The organism is Anaerococcus nagyae (assembly GCF_040364225.1).
Lineage (GTDB): Bacteria > Bacillota > Clostridia > Tissierellales > Peptoniphilaceae > Anaerococcus > Anaerococcus nagyae.
In genome coordinates this window covers 88,440-105,998 of the sequence record NZ_AP031484.1, presented here as the reverse complement: position 1 = coordinate 105,998, position 17,559 = coordinate 88,440, and the positions used below count along the sequence as shown (strand labels likewise).

19 protein-coding genes and 1 riboswitch are annotated in these 17,559 nt (G+C 31.5%); of the genes, 7 read left to right on the top strand and 12 right to left on the bottom strand.

The annotated features are described in order from the left end of the window. Window positions 1–25: 25 nt before the first annotated feature. The 4 genes from pepF to ABXG81_RS00450 form a co-directional block, all read right to left on the bottom strand. Window positions 26–1,807, bottom strand: coding sequence for an oligoendopeptidase F (gene pepF / locus ABXG81_RS00465; protein ID WP_316122290.1), 1,782 nt, complete (start codon window positions 1,805–1,807; stop codon window positions 26–28). Window positions 1,808–1,817: 10 nt separating this feature from the next. After that, window positions 1,818–2,708, bottom strand: a complete 891-nt coding sequence (locus tag ABXG81_RS00460) for a hypothetical protein (RefSeq protein WP_117521982.1) — start codon at window positions 2,706–2,708, stop codon at window positions 1,818–1,820. Further along, window positions 2,709–3,392 carry a rhomboid family intramembrane serine protease gene (locus ABXG81_RS00455; protein WP_117521981.1) on the bottom strand — a complete coding sequence of 228 codons (684 nt, stop codon included), beginning with the start codon at window positions 3,390–3,392 and terminating at the stop codon, window positions 2,709–2,711. Window positions 3,393–3,539: 147 nt separating this feature from the next. Next, window positions 3,540–4,631 carry a glycerate kinase gene (locus tag ABXG81_RS00450; RefSeq protein WP_316111038.1) on the bottom strand — a complete coding sequence of 364 codons (1,092 nt, stop codon included), beginning with the start codon at window positions 4,629–4,631 and terminating at the stop codon, window positions 3,540–3,542. 231 nt (window positions 4,632–4,862) lie between these two features. Further along, window positions 4,863–4,960: riboswitch (TPP riboswitch) on the top strand. A 26-nt stretch (window positions 4,961–4,986) separates the two neighbouring features. Here ABXG81_RS00450 and thiW point away from each other — a divergent pair. From thiW to folK, 6 genes are all read left to right on the top strand, one after another. Then, window positions 4,987–5,493 (top strand): energy coupling factor transporter S component ThiW, encoded by a 507-nt coding sequence (thiW, locus tag ABXG81_RS00445; RefSeq protein ID WP_117521979.1) that lies wholly within the window; start codon window positions 4,987–4,989, stop codon window positions 5,491–5,493. Continuing rightward, window positions 5,486–6,277, top strand: a complete 792-nt coding sequence (gene thiM, locus ABXG81_RS00440; RefSeq protein WP_316115697.1) for a hydroxyethylthiazole kinase — start codon at window positions 5,486–5,488, stop codon at window positions 6,275–6,277. Before thiW ends, thiM begins: the two co-directional genes overlap by 8 nt. Beyond that, window positions 6,264–6,902 (top strand): thiamine phosphate synthase, encoded by a 639-nt coding sequence (gene thiE, locus ABXG81_RS00435; RefSeq protein WP_316111009.1) that lies wholly within the window; start codon window positions 6,264–6,266, stop codon window positions 6,900–6,902. Before thiM ends, thiE begins: the two co-directional genes overlap by 14 nt. 458 nt (window positions 6,903–7,360) lie before the next feature. Further along, complete coding sequence (gene folE, locus ABXG81_RS00430) at window positions 7,361–7,915, top strand: GTP cyclohydrolase I FolE (RefSeq protein WP_316115698.1); 555 nt, start codon at window positions 7,361–7,363, stop codon at window positions 7,913–7,915. Between the two features lie 5 nt (window positions 7,916–7,920). Beyond that, entirely contained in the window at window positions 7,921–8,397 is a 477-nt protein-coding gene (locus ABXG81_RS00425) for an HD domain-containing protein (RefSeq protein WP_316115699.1), read from the top strand. An 8-nt stretch (window positions 8,398–8,405) separates the two neighbouring features. After that, a complete protein-coding gene (gene folK / locus ABXG81_RS00420; protein ID WP_353528864.1) occupies window positions 8,406–9,236 on the top strand; it encodes a 2-amino-4-hydroxy-6-hydroxymethyldihydropteridine diphosphokinase in 831 nt (276 codons plus the stop codon). Here folK and ABXG81_RS00415 read toward each other — a convergent pair. After that, window positions 9,233–10,183: a dihydropteroate synthase gene (locus ABXG81_RS00415; protein WP_353528863.1), complete on the bottom strand. Its 951-nt coding sequence runs from the start codon at window positions 10,181–10,183 to the stop codon at window positions 9,233–9,235. The genes folK and ABXG81_RS00415 overlap by 4 nt on opposite strands. A 187-nt stretch (window positions 10,184–10,370) precedes the next feature. Here ABXG81_RS00415 and ABXG81_RS00410 point away from each other — a divergent pair, with 187 nt between their 5' ends. Beyond that, window positions 10,371–10,544 (top strand): hypothetical protein, encoded by a 174-nt coding sequence (locus ABXG81_RS00410; protein ID WP_181965149.1) that lies wholly within the window; start codon window positions 10,371–10,373, stop codon window positions 10,542–10,544. Window positions 10,545–10,641: 97 nt separating this feature from the next. Here ABXG81_RS00410 and ABXG81_RS00405 read toward each other — a convergent pair whose 3' ends face one another. From ABXG81_RS00405 to ABXG81_RS00375, 7 genes are all read right to left on the bottom strand, one after another. Next, entirely contained in the window at window positions 10,642–11,283 is a 642-nt protein-coding gene (locus ABXG81_RS00405) for an ABC transporter permease (RefSeq protein WP_209814214.1), read from the bottom strand. Then, window positions 11,276–12,241 (bottom strand): osmoprotectant ABC transporter substrate-binding protein, encoded by a 966-nt coding sequence (locus tag ABXG81_RS00400; protein ID WP_245325710.1) that lies wholly within the window; start codon window positions 12,239–12,241, stop codon window positions 11,276–11,278. Before ABXG81_RS00400 ends, ABXG81_RS00405 begins: the two co-directional genes overlap by 8 nt. Further along, the gene (locus tag ABXG81_RS00395) at window positions 12,241–12,876 is read right to left on the bottom strand and encodes an ABC transporter permease (protein ID WP_117521970.1); all 636 of its coding nucleotides are present in this window, start codon (window positions 12,874–12,876) and stop codon (window positions 12,241–12,243) included. Before ABXG81_RS00395 ends, ABXG81_RS00400 begins: the two co-directional genes overlap by 1 nt. Further along, the gene (locus ABXG81_RS00390; protein WP_117521969.1) at window positions 12,869–14,098 is read right to left on the bottom strand and encodes an ABC transporter ATP-binding protein; all 1,230 of its coding nucleotides are present in this window, start codon (window positions 14,096–14,098) and stop codon (window positions 12,869–12,871) included. Before ABXG81_RS00390 ends, ABXG81_RS00395 begins: the two co-directional genes overlap by 8 nt. A 123-nt stretch (window positions 14,099–14,221) precedes the next feature. Then, the gene (locus tag ABXG81_RS00385; protein ID WP_353528862.1) at window positions 14,222–15,499 is read right to left on the bottom strand and encodes a folylpolyglutamate synthase/dihydrofolate synthase family protein; all 1,278 of its coding nucleotides are present in this window, start codon (window positions 15,497–15,499) and stop codon (window positions 14,222–14,224) included. A 134-nt stretch (window positions 15,500–15,633) separates the two neighbouring features. Further along, on the bottom strand, window positions 15,634–15,780 hold the full coding sequence (locus ABXG81_RS00380) for a hypothetical protein (RefSeq protein WP_181965148.1): 147 nt from the start codon (window positions 15,778–15,780) through the stop codon (window positions 15,634–15,636). A gap of 73 nt (window positions 15,781–15,853) precedes the next feature. Further along, window positions 15,854–17,500, bottom strand: a complete 1,647-nt coding sequence (locus tag ABXG81_RS00375; protein WP_353528861.1) for a hypothetical protein — start codon at window positions 17,498–17,500, stop codon at window positions 15,854–15,856. Between the last annotated feature and the right edge of the window lie 59 nt (window positions 17,501–17,559).

Below are 17,559 nucleotides of genomic sequence, written 5' to 3'. Positions count from 1 at the left end.
TATAATGATTTTTTTTACATAAAGTTTATATTATTGCATTTCTTAAATCTTCTAATGCTTTTCTTGCTACATCCATTGCTTTTTGCATAGAGTCCTTATTTGTCATATCAACACCTGCTTTTTTAAGGACATCTATTGGATACTCACTTTCTCCAGCTTTTAGATAATCTAAATAAGCTTTTCTATCTTCATCTGTTCCTTTTAGGATTTTTTGGCTTAGTGCTACCGCTGACATAAAGCCTGTTGCATATTGGAATACGTAATAGAACATATAAAAATGTGGTATTCTGGACCATTCTGTTGAGATAAATTCATCAACATCTATATCTTTTCCAAAGTAATCACGGTTTAGGTCTCCGTAGATTTGATCTAATCTTGCAGCTGGGATTGGTTCTCCTTTTGCTACTAGTTTATTTACCTCGTGTTCAAATTCAGCAAATAATGTTTGTCTAAATACTGTAGATTTGAATTGATTTACAAAGTAATCTAATAGATATGCTGTTTCTTCTTCACTTTGACTATTCTCCAACATATAATCTAGCAATAATAACTCATTTGTTGTAGATGCAATTTCTGCTAAAAATATAGAGTATGACCCGTAAATAAATGGCTGAGTCTTCCTTGTATAATATGAATGCATAGAATGTCCAAGTTCATGAGCTATAGTAAATACATCACCTATACTATCTGTATGGTTAAGTAAGATGTATGGTTGGGTATCATACGATCCTGATGAATAAGCACCACTTCTCTTTCCTTCATTTGGCATAACATCAAACCATCTTTGCTCAAATCCCTTTCGAGCAACTTTTACGTATTCTTCACCTAATGGTTTTATTGCTTCTAGAACTATATCGCGAGCTTCATCAAATTCTATCTTTCTATCATAATCTTTTACAAGTGGAACATAGATATCATGGAATCCTAAATCATCAACACCTAAGAAATTTTTTCTCAATGTTGTGTAATTTCTATGAATATCCATATTATCGTGTACTACTTCTAATAAGTTATCATATATTTCTTCATCAAGATTATTAACAGATAGGCTCATCTGACGTGCTGAGTCATATCCTCTAAGCTTAGAAACTATATTGTGGCTTGTAATCTCTCCATCAAGTAATGAAGCTGCTGTATTTTCAAATTGCTTATATACTCCATAATAAGTTTCATAAACTCTGCGTCTAAAATCTCTATCCTTATCTTCTTCAAGTAGTGTAAAGTTTGCATCAGATAAAGAAACCTCTTCCCCATCTTTCTCTACAGATGGAAATTTCATATCTGCATTAGAGAAAATCATATAAGTTGTCACAGGATTTTCCCTTAATTTAGAAAAGCTTGCTATTATCTTTTCTTGATCTTCACTTAATACATGGTCTTTACTTCTAAATAAATCTTCAAAATAGTGATCATATACTTTAAGTTCTTCTTTTTCTTCTAATAGTGATTTAATTTTCTCATAATCTTCCCCAAGAATTTCTGGTGTTATAAAAGATAACTTTTGAGATATTTCTGAATCTACTATAGATATAGTTTGAGTCATTTCTTGATATTTGCTAACCCTTGTATCCTCATCGCTTTTTAAACTTGCGTAAACTCCAGCCTTATAAAGTTTTCTCATTAAGTTCTCATAATCTTTTAAGAAGTCTAGGAGACTGTCAGCATTTTCTGTAATTTTCCCCTTGTATTTTCTCAATTGCTCTGCAAGATCTTTACTTTCATCTATATCTTTATAAAAATCTTCATCTTCTTTATAGATTAGGCTAGTATCCCAGGTTAATCTCTCTTCTAAATCATTTCTTTCCATAGTATCTCCTTTATTTTTCTATATCTATATTCATTCCCATATTATCAGGATTAGAAGTAGTCTTCACAAGCAATAATCTGCTCTCATCTGTAATGTCAGGCAAATATCCTATATCAGCTTCTTTACCTTCTACTAAAGATGTTACAGGCCTTGATTTAACCTTATAAACGTCTAAAAGGCTCGGTAAGTAATCTCTTTCTGTTTCAATTCTATGTTTTATAGCTTCATTTATATTTCCACTTTCACTGTAATTAGGTACTTCGATCATATCCCCAAGTCTTTCTACACTTGTAATTATATTATCAGTGGAATTTCTAAATACTAGATAATCCATAAGGCTCATATACCTATTAAAAAGATAATAAGCGCTATATGTTTCCGTATTATCTACAGTTACCTGACTGACTAATAGCATAGAACCTGACTCAGACTCAATCTTATCATAAGAAACCATGGTTGTTAGATTATTAAAGCCAGCTACTGGCCCATACTCTCTTTCGGTAATACCATCACCTTTATCATAGGATAGTATAGAGGAAATCCCACCAGATTCTTGAATAGACGGTTTTATGGAAATTCCTATTTGACTTTCTCCAATGTTCGTATCTATTATATTTCCAAGGCAGTCATTGAGGTTCATATTTTTTCCTGTTCTTCCTTTTCCATATATAGATACAAAGTCTAATCTTTCTTTAGAATTGTCTTTATCATCAGAACTATTCGATTTAACTTCTAAACTTTGATTACTATCAGCTGAAATATACTTAACAGTAGGCATTTTAATATCAGAACTTTCTATAGGTTTATTCGCAGAAAGTTCCTTTTCAAAATCTTCTCTAGATTGAAAATCACAGGCTGATAGGCTAACTATTAGTCCTAGAATTAATAAAACTTTTTTCATCTATCCACCCATAGTCATTGACTTCATACCTATTCTTACAAATAAAATCATAATAACTACAAAGGCTGCTATGGATATAGCTTGAGTACTTGTAGAAAGACTTCTATTTACTACTGGGAATATGCCAGAAAGAATTACACCTGCCAAAAGACCACCTAAATGACCTAATATACCTACACTTGGGCTTAGCAATGAATAGACTATATTAATAGCTATAACTGTAAGAAAGCTAGCACCAAAACTCCTTAAAATCTCATCACCTCTATAATTAAGCATTATACCTAAAGCCAGACCAAACATTCCATAAAGGGATGTAGATGCACCAGCACTTATGGTATTAGGAGTCCCAAAGGCAAAAGTTAGAAGATTACCCATGATACCCGCTAGAAGATATATAATTAAAAAATTAATACTTCCATAGAGTCTTTCAAATACTGGCCCTAGCTGATACAAAAAATACATATTAAATAAAATATGAGCAATACCTATGTGGATAAAGCTTGCAGTAAATAGTCTCCACCATTGGCCATTTGCTATAAGTCCCTTATGAACAGCTCCAAATCTTATAAGATTGGCTGTACTCTCGCTTCCTCCTGTGAAGGTCATAATAGCAAATACGGCTATATTTATTATCAGTAAAGCTCTAGTCACCTTGCTTTCTCCTAAATTCTTAAAATTATTCATACTTTAATTATACTTCTTTCTTTTTTTTGCTAAAGTGCACTCTTGTAGCTAAAATAACCTAATAAAAAAGTGAGATCATAAATAGTAAAATTTAAAGATGATGTTTTATTTAATAAACTTAATATCTTTATGATATTTTTACATATATTAATAATCTTTCAAATTGCTATTTATTTCTGTAGCCAAAGCTCGTATAGCTTCTTTTAGTTCCTCTCTATCAAATTTATCTGAGATATCATAGCTATATATGTAGTTGAAGTTATCCCTAGCTTCTATTTTTTTGCCATACTTATCTTCTAAAAAGATTATACTTATGTCTTTATTATAAGCCTTGGCATATTTTGATACATTTATAGAACTTGCTCCGTCAAATTGATCTACATTTTCTCCTAGTATCAAATAATCATAATCCTTTACAAGCTTATTAAAGTCTTGTTTTTCTAAAACCACATCCATTGATCTAGTAATCCTTACTCTAAAAAATGTATACAAGGCCCATGCCACTCCTCCACCAGATCCTAAAGATGGTAAGTCTATTGAATCTATGCCTAGAGTCTTTTCTATGATTTGCTTAAAATTCTTGGATCCTTTATACAAAAATGCTATATCTTCAATACTTGCCCCTTTACGATAAACTCTACTTTCCAAAAAAGAATTATCTCCAAAAAGTGTTGTATCAGAGCTTGTTGCAATCGTTATAGGAGTCCTAAAAAGTCTATAATCTATATTATCAATATCAACTGTAGAAACCTTAGCCATATTCTCTGCTATAGGATTAAGCTCACTTCCACTTTCATCATAAAAGCGAGCCCCCAAAGCATAGAGCATACCCATGCCAAGGTCATTAGTAGCAGTATCCCCAATGCCTATAAAAAATGACTTAGCTCCTGCATCAAGTCCATCAACTAACATTTCTCCAAAACCTAGGGATGAGGAGCGCATAACATCTAAGTCATCCTTATAGATTAAACGCAAACCTGAGGACTCAGCCATTTCCAGTATAGCTTCATTATCTTTCATTACATATCGTGCTGTTATTACTTCATTTTTAGGATTATGTACATTTACGTAATGATAGTCACCATCTAAAAGGCCTTTCATAGCCTCAACTGTCCCTTCTCCTCCATCTAAAAATGGAATTACATAGGAGTCACAGTCCAGTTCTTCTTTAAATATGTTGCCAATTTCTATTGAATTTTCAAAATTTTTTATCGAATCTATTGCTATTAAAACTTTCATTCTTACCTCAATTCAAACTCTCTCTTTAACTTTACCCAAAATAAGGTAAAGACGCACAAGCTTAAGCTTTACAAAATAAAGGTTAATGGTTATAATAAACAAGAAAGTCATGGACTTTCGCTGTTTAACTCAGAAATCTTAAAGAGATTTCACCCACCAAAGACCATTACCTATGCGTAATGGTTTTTTTATATTTAACATGATAATACTTATATGTTATCATTGTAACTGAAATTACATGAGGGGTGCTAAAATTGGCTGAGATTATACCCTTTAGTCTTAAACCTGATCTAGATAATGCTAGCGTAGGGATTTCTTATTCTAATTTTAGCTATTCCTACAAAAGGAGAGTTATATGCAAGATTCCAAAAGACTAAAAAGATTTGTCTTACTTGCCATGCTTGTTGCAATTGGAGTTGTTATTTCACCTATTTTAAGAGTTCATGGTTTCGCACCTATGCAGCATTTTATAAATGTCATCTGCTCAGTTTTATTAGGTCCTTATTATTCCTTAGCCTGTGCCTTTATGATTGGCATAATAAGAATGAGCCTCATGGGTATTTCACCTTTAGCCCTTACAGGAGCTATATTCGGTGCTTTTTTATCAGGACTTTTATATAAAAAATATAATACCTTTATCTCAGCTTGTATTGGCGAGGTAATAGGAACTGGGATCATCGGATCCATAATAAGTTTCCCTGTAATGAAGTTTATAGCGGGAGATAGCAAAGTAGCCCTATTTACATTTACTCCAAGTTTTATAATAGCTACAATTATAGGGTCTGGTATAGCCTATATATTACTAAAAGCTTTAGAAAAAAACGGTAGCTTAGCTCAAATGAAAGAGAGTCTTAATGATTAATTTTGACAATATTTTTGATAAATTAGTAAGTGAAACTCATACTATTCATTCTATAGTAAGTCCACTTATAGCAAATGATTTAGCAAATGTACTTCTAAGCTTAAATCAAGCACCTTTTTTGGCAGAATATATAAGAGAGGTTTATGAAGTAACAGAAAATTCCGATGCACTTTTAGTAAATCTAGGAACTCTAAATGAAAGTAAGATTTTAGGAATAAAAGAGGCCTTAATATCAGCTAAGAAAAATAATGTCCCAATAATTCTAGATCCTGTAGGAGCATCGGCTACAAAGATAAGACTTGATTCTAGCTTATATTATCTAAAGCACTATCCTATAAATGTCATCAAGGGTAATTATAGTGAGATATATTCAATTTATAGCAAAAAGCTTACAACTAAGGGTGTGGATTCTCATTATATTAATAAAGAAGATCTTCTAAAAATAAGCCAAGATTTGTCTACTATGTATAACACAATGGTTGTAGCAACTGGCAAAGAAGACATAATATCTTACAAAGATCAAAGCTTGGTTCTTAAAAATGGTAACCAATGTTTGCAAAAAATTACAGGTACAGGTTGCATGCTAGGTGCTATAATAGCAGCTTGCACATCATTTGAAATGAGCATGGAGGCAATTGCTCTTGCTATTTCCATAATGAATATAGCAGCAGAAAGAGCCGATAAAACTAAGGGAATGGCTAGCTTTAAAATATCACTTTTAGATGAAATATCCCTTATAAATAAAGAAAAGTTGAAGGAAAGGATAATGTATGAAAGACTTTGATTTAAGCTTATATCTAGTAACAAATAGAGATAAGCTAAGTAACGAAGAATTTTTCCATGTCATAGAAGAATCTCTTAAAGGAGGAGTAAGCCTAGTTCAATTGCGAGAAAAAGATGCCCCAGCCCGTGAGGTAATAAAAATTGCTCGCAAATTAAAAGATCTTTGTCACTCCTATAATGTTCCCTTATTGGTCGATGATAGAGTTGATATAGCTCTTGCAGCAAATCTTGATGGAGTACACTTAGGAAATGAAGATATGGATGTAGCTGATGCTAGGAGGATACTAGGCACTGATAAAATAATAGGCTCAACTGCCAAAAATCTAAACTGGGCAATCGCTGAAGAAAAAAAAGGAGCTGATTACCTAGGAGTAGGAGCAATATTTGAAACCAAAACCCATGTCAAAACAACTAGGACAAGTGTAGAAACCCTAAAAGAGATAAATGACAATATAAAAATTCCAACTGTAGCTATAGGAGGCCTTAATTATGACAATATAGACATACTAAAAGGCTCAAAGGCTAAGGGAGTTTCTGTAGTTAGGGCTATTATGGATAGCAAAGATCCATATGAAGATACTGAGAACTTAAAAGAAAAAATTGTAGATGTACTAGAACTAAAATAGGGGTTGTTGTAAATCAATAGATATCTATCGTTCCATCATTGGGGGTGCCCTATCAGAAAATTTGAGATTTAGCTCGTCGGCTGACAGAGACATTTTCTGAGAGGGAGTTCGAATGATTTTGGAACGATTTATCTATGTTGCAACAGCCCCTTTTAACTGTTAAAATAAGAAAGATATAATGTATAAACAAGCTATATTTTATCCAATAACTTGACTAAAAATATCCTTTTAATATACTAAATAGAAGGAAGAAAACCTTGCCTATATTAGACTATTTTTTATAGTAAGATAGCAAGTCTTAAAATCAGTTATCTAAATATATTATGGAAGCCAAGCTGTCCATCCTATGGTTTAGCAACTAGGTCCATATTATATAAATCTAATTAGCAAAATTTAAATTAAGTTTAAATAAGTCATACCCTAAGCCAGGGTATTTTTTATAATAATGAGGTAAGCAAATGAATGAGAAAAAAATAGAAGAAGCAGTAAAAATGATTTTAGAAGCAATAGGAGAAGATCCTAGTAGAGAAGGACTAGTAGAAACTCCTGAGAGGGTTGCTAGGATGTATAAAGAAATCTTCTCTGGTATTGGATCTAGTGCAGAAGATATCTTATCAAAAACTTTCAGCCATAATGGAGAAGATACTGTTGTAGTCAAAGATATTCCCTTTTATTCAATGTGTGAGCATCATCTAGTTCCTTTTTTTGGAAAAGCACATGTTGCATATATTCCAAACGGAAAAGTAGCTGGTCTATCTAAGATAGCTAGAACAGTTGACCACTATGCTAAAAAACCACAACTTCAGGAAAGACTTACTTTAGAAGTGTGCGAAGATATAATGAAGTACTTGGATGCTAAGGGTGCTTTGGTAGTTATTGAAGCTGAGCACTTATGTATGAACATGAGAGGTATTAAAAAGCCTGGTAGTGCTACTATTACTTCAGTAGCTAGAGGCAATCTAGAAGATGAAGAACTAAAAAATGAAGCTTATTTATTAATGGGTCTTAAATAAGATAAATGAAAAATGTTAATATTATTTTAAACCATCCTCTAACACAAAATCTATATAAGAAGTTAGATAAGTTTGAAGATAAGAGAATATACTGTATTCACGATCTAAGTCACAGCCTAGATGTAGCAAGAATCTGCTATATCCTAAATTTAGAGAATAATTTAGGTATAAATAAAGATTTAATATATTCTACTGCTATCTTGCACGATCTAGGAAGAGTTTATGAATATGAAAATATAAAAGACCACCATATAGCTTCCGTAGATATAGCTAGAAAAATTTTAGAGTCCACAGACTTTAAACAAGATGATAAAGAAAAAATAATAGATGCTATTAAAAACCACAGAAATAAAAATCAAGATGACCTATTTAACCAAATCTTTTATAAGGCAGATAAGCTATCCAGAGATTGTTTTAATTGTAGGTCACAAAATTCTTGTAGGTGGAGTAGGGAAAAGATGAATCTAAAATTAGTTTATTAGGAGATACAATGACTGACTATATAAGTATTAAGGGACTAGAAGTTTTTGCCTATCATGGTGTATTTGAATCCGAAAAAAATCTAGGACAAAGATATAAGATAGATTTAAAGATCGGTACAAAAACTCAAAGGGCTGGACTTACTGATGATCTGGAAAAAACTATCGATTATGGAGCTTTAGCTAAAGAAGTGTCTGAGAATTTTTCTAGAAAAAGTTTTAATTTAATAGAAGCAGCGGCTGAGGATACAGCTATTTTCATTTTAGATAATTATAAAAATATAGAAGAAGTATATGCAAGGATAATCAAGCCTTATACCCCAGTTAGAGAATCTATAGATGAAGTAGCTGTAGAAATATTTAGGAAAAAATCTATTTCATATATAGGCTTAGGAGCCAATATAGGAAATAGAGAAGAAAACTTAAACAATGCTTTAAATCTAATAAATGAAAATAAATATATGAAGATATTAAAAAAATCTAGCCTATACGAAACTACTGCATGGGGTGTAGTAGATCAACCAGATTTTTTAAATATGGCAATTAAAATAGAAACAGTACTAAGCCCTCATGAACTTTTATATGAACTAAATAATATAGAAGAGAAGTTAGGAAGAACTAGGCTAAGACACCGGGGTGAAAGAAATATAGATCTAGATATATTATTTTTTGATGACCTAGTTATCTTTGAAAATGACCTAATCATACCCCATCCCTATATAAAAGAGAGAAGCTTTGTCCTAGACCCGCTTAACGAAATAGAACCATATTTAAATCACCCAGTTTATAATAATCAAATAAGAGATTTAAAATCAGACTTAGATAGCAAAAATAAAAATTAAGCGTTTTTTATTTTTGTAATAATCTGACTAGATACTAAATGTTCCTTGAGTGAATGAACTCTTATAACGTCTATATCATTTATAGTAGCATAGCTTGTTAATATTGCAGAGGCTAAATCACTATTATTTAAACCCTCTGCTTTTTTTATGTCACTTTCAAAGCCTAGCTTATCTACAATATCCATTAAAAATCTCTTTCTAGATACTCCCAAAAATGTAAAACAATCTCTACTTTTTATAAGATCAATATTTTTTAATAACTTTAAATTCTCATCATAAGTTAAGCCAAAGCCAATACCTGGATCTAGCATAATCCTATCTTTCCCAATATTATAACTTTTTGCAATCTCTAGAGATTTATCTAAATATATATTTAATAAGTCTAAAATATCCTTGTCCCTATACTCTTTTATCTCACTTTCTGAAAAAGGCATAGAGTCTTCATATCCTAAAGTATCCGGGCTAAATTTAGGAAATTTTTTACTATCCTTATGCTCTGGTCTAATGATAGTTGGGTTAAACATCAAAATATAGCCTACATCTGAATTTGATATAACAGAAGCCATATTAGGGTCTCCTAAAAATCCAGTGATATCATTTATAATATCTGCACCAGCTTCTATAGCAGCTTTCGCAACGTCTGATTTCCAAGTATCTACTGATATAATAGAATCTGGTATCTCTTCCTTGATCTTTTTAATTACAGGTACTATTCTATTTATCTCATCTCCAGTTTCTACAAAATCGCTATGAGGTCTGGTAGATTCCCCACCTATATCAAAGAAATTTATTCCATGCTTATAAAATTCTTTGGCCCTATTTAAGGCTTCATCTACCGAGTTATAGTCGCCCCCATCAGAAAAAGAATCTGGTGTGACGTTGATAATAGCACATATTTTAATTTTTTCATCACTTAGTTCGCTGTTATTAAATTTAAATTTTTTCATAGCTTATCCTTTAATTGTTTATATTTCTTACTAAACTTATCATAATATGGGCATAATGTAAAACTAAAAAGAATAGTTAAAATTAAATATAATATATAACCATCAAAGAAAGTGTGTATTTTATTCATTCTTATATATATGTATAATTATAGACAAGAATTTAGAAAAAAAACTATAAGGAGATATTATGGATAGAGTAAAGAAGTTTTTTTTGACTTATATAATAGTAACTTTGCTAATCGTAATTTATTTCTATATCAGAGATAAACAAATAAATTATGATTATATAAAAACAATACTTATACAACTAATTGTTATGATTATTGTTTTTTACTTATCTAAAAAAAATCTAGATAAATAAAAATATGCAAATAGGGCTATTTTACATGAACATTATCCTCTCTAGCTAGGATTTGTTTATATAAAACAACCCTTTTTAAGGTCTACTATAAATAAATTTATATAGAAACTTCCTTAGGTTTTAATTTATTTTCTAAAGCACCTAAGAGTAAGTCTGCTATAACTGCCATAAGTGCTGTAGGTATAGCACCTGCAATTATTATAGGACTACCATTGGCTACCGTGATACCTCTTGTTATTATATCTCCAAGTCCTCCAGCTCCTATAAAAGTTCCTACAGCTGTTACACCTATTGCTACTACTAGGGCATTTCTGATACCACCCATTATTATAGAAACGGATAAGGGAAACTCTATTTTTCTTCTAATCTGACTTTTTGTCATTCCCATACCCTTAGCAGCATCTACTATGGCTGGAGAAACTGAGTTTATCCCTGCTACCGTATTTTTTAATATAGGTAGTATAGAGTATAAAAATACTGATAAAACTACAGTATTAGGACCTGTACCTATAGCAAACATAAGTATGGCAAGCATAGCAAGAGAAGGTATCGTCTGCATAACATTGGCTATGCTAATGAAAAAATTAGAAAGCTTCCCCCTTCTTGCTATCAAAAACCCTAGCGGAATTGCTAATATAGATGCAAATAATACTCCATAGATTGATATTAGGAAGTGTCTAATAAACTGTTCAAACACATAGGATCCATTTTGTGAATAATACAATAAAACTTTATTCATATTTTCCTATCCTTTCCTTTATATCAAAGTCCTTAGAACTATTATCATCTTCAAAATAGTTATTTTTTTCTAAAAACTCTTTTGCTACAACTGGTGGTTCCACTAAATCTTCATCCGCTCTTCTATTTAACTCTTGCATAGTTTTTGTATCTATTTTTCCACTAAGCTTTGATAAGATGCTATTTACTTCGGGATATTTGTTTATTATATCCTCTGTTGCTACTAAAGAACAATCATAAGGTGGGAAGAGCTTTTTATCGTCTTCTAATAATACTAAATCATATGAAGCTATTTTACCATCAGTAGAATATCCCAAAACAACATCCATTTCACCAGATGCAAGCGCAGTATATACTAGACCGATTTGCATAGGATATATCTCTTTAAATTTGAATCCATAAATATCTTTAAAGGCCTCATATCCATCACCTTTTCTACTAATCCAAGCTGTATCTACTCCTACCTTTATCTTATCTTTCACTTTTTCTAGATCTGATACTTTCTTCACATCATTTTTCTCGGCAAAATCTTTTGTTACCATAAAAGCATAGGTATTTTCAAATCCATAAGACGGATACCATAATCTATTCCATCTCTTATAATATTCATCTTGAACTACTCCCAAAGCTTTATCTGGGTCTTTAATAGGATCCATGCCAAGCTCTCCTGTCAAGGATGTTCCTGTATACATACCTGCTGATATATTTACATCTCCCTTAAGCATAGCTATATGATTTAGAATAGAGGATGAAAGATTTGGTATCATTGAAACTTTTAAGTCTGTATAGTGTTCTATCATTTGTCTATCAATCTCTCCAAGTATTAATCTTTCAGTATTTGAACCAGAAGCTATTACAATATCTTCATTAGCATCTGCCCCAATTCCTGGAAGGGTACAAGAGGTAAATATCAAGCTAAGTGATAGGATAAACATAATAAAGCTCTTTTTAAATTTCATCATCCAACCTCGCTTACTTTCTCAGGGGACAATCTATCTTCGATTCTTCCAAGTAAAAAGTCAATTAATATTGCCATAAGGGTTACAGGTATAGTTCCCCATATAACCATAGGTAAAATCGCATTATCTAAGCCATTAAATATATAATCTCCAAGTCCACCTGCTCCAACATAAGAGGCGAGAGTAGCCCAAGCTAAGACATATACAGCTGATAATCTTATTCCACTCATTATAACAGGCATAGCCATCGGTATTTGAACTTTAAATAAAACTTGTGACCTAGACATTCCCATACCCTTAGCAGCATCAAGTAAGTCTTTATTCACACCATCTATGCCTAAATATGTATTTCTCATTATAGGAAGAAGAGAATATATAAATAAAGCTGCAATTGCAGGCTTAACACCTACACCAAAAAGAGGAATCATTAAAGCTAAGAGCGCAAATGATGGTACTGTTTGAAGAATAGAAGCTATGGCCATGACAATTTTTGCCGCCTTTTTGCTTCTTATAAGAAGAATTCCTATTGGTACTGCTACAATTATTCCCAAAATTAAGGATATGGCAGAAATATATAAGTGCTCTCCACATTTAGCTAATAAATCAGCATAGTTTTTGCTAAGAAAATCAGCCATTGCTATCACCTTTATTTCCTAAATTTTGTTTAGAATCATGGGATGCTTCTTTCATTAATTCTTCCAAATTATCATCTTTATCTCTAGTTTCCTCTTGCTTATCTGATGAATCATCCCGCAAGTTTGTATAAATCGTATCTACTATAGTAGCTCTAGTTATAAGCCCTATTAATCTATTCTCATCATCTACAACTGGTAAGTTTTTAGTATCTAGATTGTATACATCACTTATAGCATTCATTATGCGAGTATTGCTAGTGATAGAGTAGACTGGCTTAGTAACTTCATCTAGATCTTTGACATTTTTACCGTATTTTAAAATATCAAACATACCAACTTGTCCTAAGAGTTTATTATCTTTATCTACTACAAACACCGTATCTACTCTCTTTTGTCTCATTAAAAGCAAAGCATCATAAGTATTTTTTTCTAAGCTTAGAGATATAGGATTTTTTAACATTACCTTATCTACAGTCTCATAAGAAGTCTTAGCTTCATTTAATTTCTGTTCACCCAAAAGATCTCTAACATAATCACTAGCAGGGTTTTTTAGAATATTTTCTGGTGTATCAAATTGTATAACTTCACCCTTATTCATAATTACAATTCTATCTGCTAGAGTTAAAGCTTCATCCATATCATGAGAAACAAATACTATAGTTTTGCCCATTTCTTTTTGAAGTCTTTTTACGATCTTTTGTAGGGAATCACGAGTTATAGGATCGAGAGCACCAAAGGGTTCATCCATTAGAATAATATCTTGGTCTGCTGCTAGAGCCCTAATAACTCCTATCCTTTGTTGTTGTCCTCCAGATAGTTCTTGAGGATACTTATCAAGATAGGATATAGGTAAGTCAACCTTCTCTATTAAATTTTCTGCTATAGGTCTAAGCTTATCCTCATCCCATTCTAAAAGTCTTGGAACCAAAACTATATTATCAAAAACCGTCATATGAGGAAATAGACCAATCTGTTGAATAACATAACCAATTTTTCTTCTTAAATCCACAGGATTATAATCCTTTATATTGGATCCATCAATTAATATTTCTCCCTCGGTTACTTCATTCATGCGATTTATCATTCTCATACATGTAGTCTTTCCCGAACCACTAGTCCCAATAAAGCATATAAACTCACCATCGTTAAATTTTAAATTTATATCCTTTACTGCGACTTGATTGCCAGGATAGATTTTGCTAACATCTTTAAATTCTATCAAGTCACTTACTCCTTTCGTAATAATTATTTAGTTATATTAAAACAAAAACTAAATTATCAGTTTATTTATACCCGAAAAGAGTGTATTTTATAATAAAACCTAATATGAAGCCTATATTAACTATTAATCCTCAGATTGATAGTTTATAATATCAGATATCAGATAAAGTGATCCACACCATAATACCAAGTCGTTCCTACCACATATATTTTTTGAATATTCATAAGCTTTTTTATTGTCCTCTATAGTAATAGCAGCCTTAAACTTTTCTTTAGTAATATCACTGAGTTCATCAAAGTCAAAGGCTCTAGGATTATCAATACTTGTAACTATTAATTCATCTGCTATTTTGCTTAATCTTCTTATTATGTATTCATAGTCCTTATCATTTAGAACTGAAAATCCTATGATTAATTTTTCATAAGAAAAACTTTTAAGTGTATCTATCAGAGCATCTATAGCTTCTTTGTTATGACTCCCATCTACTATAACTCTAGGATTACTACTAATTGTTGTAAGTCTGCCTATATTTTCTGTATTTTCTAGTGCATCTTTTATAATTTTTTCGTCAATATTAAAATCTTTCTTAAAATAATCGAGGATGAGTAAAGCCAAACACGCATTATATATTTGATGTTTTCCCAAAAGCTTTAATTTTACATCCTTATAATTTCTAAAATCGAATATATTAGCCTTATCATCAGCTTGCTTTATCTCAATCTCATCCTTACTAAAAGTAAACGAACTACTATTAGTATCCTCTACCTTTTTTGAAAATACTCCCATTGCGACAGAATCATTTGGGTATATGAAAACAGGACAATTTTCTTTTATAATTCCAGCCTTTTGGTAGGCAATTTCCTCAATACTATCACCTAAAATATTCATATGGTCCATAGAAATTGTAGTTATTACAGAAGCTAGTGGTTTTTTTATAATATTTGTACTATCGAGCAGACCACCAAGTCCTGTTTCTATAATTGCCACATCAACTTTTTGTTCATAAAAATATATATAAGCCATGGCTGTAAGAACTTCAAAATAGCTTAGGTAATATCCCTTATTGTCTAGCATTTCAATAGGTTTCTTAAGCCTTTTAACCAAGTCAACAAATTCATCATCACTTATATCACACTCGTTTATAGCTATGGCTTCATTTATCCTCCTAATATAAGGAGAAGTAAAAGTGGCAGTTTTGTTCTTACTAGCTAGAGCTTTAGCTAGCATTTTTGTTGTTGATCCCTTGCCATTAGTGCCAGCTATATGAATGGTTTGTATCTTATCTTGAGGATTATCAAATTCTTCTAAAAGCAATCTTATCTTATCTAGAGTATGTACTCCCTTAGAAGTTCCCCTATTAAGAATATAATTGGTAGCTTCAGTCATAGTAATATCGTTCAAAATAACCTCCTATTAATTTTTCACAATTTTATTTCATTAGATCATAAAATATCTATCTTTACCTTTAATACATTCAATTCTTCTTGCCAATTGCTAGTGCTAATTTTATATAAAAGTTTGACAGGAAAGGCACCTTAATCATATCCATTCTTTCCGCCTATTATGATTTGATCAACTTTATTAGCCATTATATTTGGAAGTTTCTCATTAAATCGTACATCCTTAGTATTATAAAAGTATTTAAGCTTCATCTTTTCTCTAATTATAGCATAAATAGTCAAACAAAAAGCCCCTCGAGGGGGCAAAACAAAAACATATATTTAAAATTTTTAGGGGCCGATCTATTAATTATAACTATCTAATTGAGATATAGTTAATTGTGTATTCTACTGGATAGTTAACTCCATTTTTTGTAACTCCATTAACTTTTACTTGAAGTTTTGTTCCAGGTTCATAGTTCATTCCGTATCCAAATGTTACAGCTCTTGAATTTCCTCTAAAGCTATGATCAACATTTAAGTCAGTACTTACTTGACCTGTTGCAAGATCTTTTACTTCTACTGTAGCATTTGTTAAGTCGAAATTTTCACCAAACATTAATGAAAGTGATGATTCTGGTGAATGAAATTCGCTTATAGCTGTCTGTCCTGGATAGGCGTAAACTGTATTTGCGTTTTCTCCATCATAATTATTGTTATTTACAAACATTGCATTGAACTCATCTGTTTGCCCAAAACCAACTGAACTTGATTGTGGATTAAGAATCCATCTTCTATGTCCAACTTCTAATTGATTATCTTTGCCAAGGTCATCTTTTAAGTATTCTACTACTGAATCAAGTAAGTTTAATTGGCTTGATAGATTTGAATTCTTAGCTCCATTAACGCCATCTGCATAAATTGTTGAGTTAGATTCCATACCATTTGGTAAAGCAGGGAAGTGATCGATTTGTAGGTTAAGTCTATTTATCATTGTTGCAGCTTGTGCATATTTAACTTGATCTTTTCCAATTGTAAGTTCCTTTATACCTGAAGCATATCTTGCAGTATTTGCAATGTGTAAGGCATCAAGTTGAGCAGCATTTGAAAGTGTGCCTATATTTAAATTATTCAAATCAAGACTTGGATTAGCCGAATAAATATCTTCACTTTCTGGATTTATAAGACTTAATCCGTAAAAATCAGCTTTATTAGAAGCTTGGGATTGATAATTCTTCCAATATGATTTGACTTCTGCTTCAGATGGGCTAGCTACTGTAAGGCCACTAGTAACATTATCAGATTTTCTTGCTTTTTTTTCTTTGACATCTACAGAAGACACCGCTTCTTCAACTGTTTTTGGAAGTGACGTTGATGGTGATGTTCCTGATACCATACCAACTTCGTATTCTTGATCTTCTATTTCATGTTCTTGTTCATATTCATCTTCATGTTCTTGTTCATATTCATCGTTAGATGCTAATAATTCTTCAGCTTCAAAATCATCTTCTATATATTCTAAGCCTTCTTCATTTTCTTCAGCTACTTCTTTAACATCATCAGAAATTTCTTCTGCAAGCTCTTTATCTTCTTCTTTTACTTCTTCTGCAATTCCTTCTTTATCACCTTCTAAAACTTCATCAATTTCTGGTGTTTGTTCTTTTAGCTCTTTATTATTTACTACAACTTCTTCAAACTCTTTATCTTGCGATTCTTTTTCTTCTTCTTTACCTTCTATATTTTTTTCTTTAGATTGTTCCTTCTCTTTTTCTTTTTTAAGTTCACGTGTTTGAGGGATTAGATAATTTCTATTATCTTCTTCTTTTATTTCTATATCTTCAGCTTTTGGTTTTTCAACATTTGATACTTTAGATTCTTTAACTTCATTAGCTTCATTAACTTCTGTTTCTATTTGAGCTTTGCCTATTTCTACACCTTTGCTTTCAACAGCTTTTTCTGAGCCACATCCTGTTGCTGTTAGTAGCGCTAGTGCTAATACTAATGTTTTAACTTGATTTTTCATTTGTGTCCCCCTTTAACTTGTTTTTGTTTTTTGTTCTTTTCTTATTTCTCATCTTTAAT

Coding starts and splice junctions, on each gene's coding strand:
- pepF (WP_316122290.1), bottom strand. CDS start 1,807: ATGGAAAGAAATGATTTAGAAGAGAGATTAACCTGGGATACTAGCCTA.
- ABXG81_RS00460 (WP_117521982.1), bottom strand. CDS start 2,708: ATGAAAAAAGTTTTATTAATTCTAGGACTAATAGTTAGCCTATCAGCC.
- ABXG81_RS00455 (WP_117521981.1), bottom strand. CDS start 3,392: ATGAATAATTTTAAGAATTTAGGAGAAAGCAAGGTGACTAGAGCTTTA.
- ABXG81_RS00450 (WP_316111038.1), bottom strand. CDS start 4,631: ATGAAAGTTTTAATAGCAATAGATTCGATAAAAAATTTTGAAAATTCA.
- thiW (WP_117521979.1), top strand. CDS start 4,987: ATGCAAGATTCCAAAAGACTAAAAAGATTTGTCTTACTTGCCATGCTT.
- thiM (WP_316115697.1), top strand. CDS start 5,486: ATGATTAATTTTGACAATATTTTTGATAAATTAGTAAGTGAAACTCAT.
- thiE (WP_316111009.1), top strand. CDS start 6,264: ATGAAAGACTTTGATTTAAGCTTATATCTAGTAACAAATAGAGATAAG.
- folE (WP_316115698.1), top strand. CDS start 7,361: ATGAATGAGAAAAAAATAGAAGAAGCAGTAAAAATGATTTTAGAAGCA.
- ABXG81_RS00425 (WP_316115699.1), top strand. CDS start 7,921: ATGAAAAATGTTAATATTATTTTAAACCATCCTCTAACACAAAATCTA.
- folK (WP_353528864.1), top strand. CDS start 8,406: ATGACTGACTATATAAGTATTAAGGGACTAGAAGTTTTTGCCTATCAT.
- ABXG81_RS00415 (WP_353528863.1), bottom strand. CDS start 10,183: ATGAAAAAATTTAAATTTAATAACAGCGAACTAAGTGATGAAAAAATT.
- ABXG81_RS00410 (WP_181965149.1), top strand. CDS start 10,371: ATGGATAGAGTAAAGAAGTTTTTTTTGACTTATATAATAGTAACTTTG.
- ABXG81_RS00405 (WP_209814214.1), bottom strand. CDS start 11,283: ATGAATAAAGTTTTATTGTATTATTCACAAAATGGATCCTATGTGTTT.
- ABXG81_RS00400 (WP_245325710.1), bottom strand. CDS start 12,241: ATGAAATTTAAAAAGAGCTTTATTATGTTTATCCTATCACTTAGCTTG.
- ABXG81_RS00395 (WP_117521970.1), bottom strand. CDS start 12,876: ATGGCTGATTTTCTTAGCAAAAACTATGCTGATTTATTAGCTAAATGT.
- ABXG81_RS00375 (WP_353528861.1), bottom strand. CDS start 17,500: ATGAAAAATCAAGTTAAAACATTAGTATTAGCACTAGCGCTACTAACA.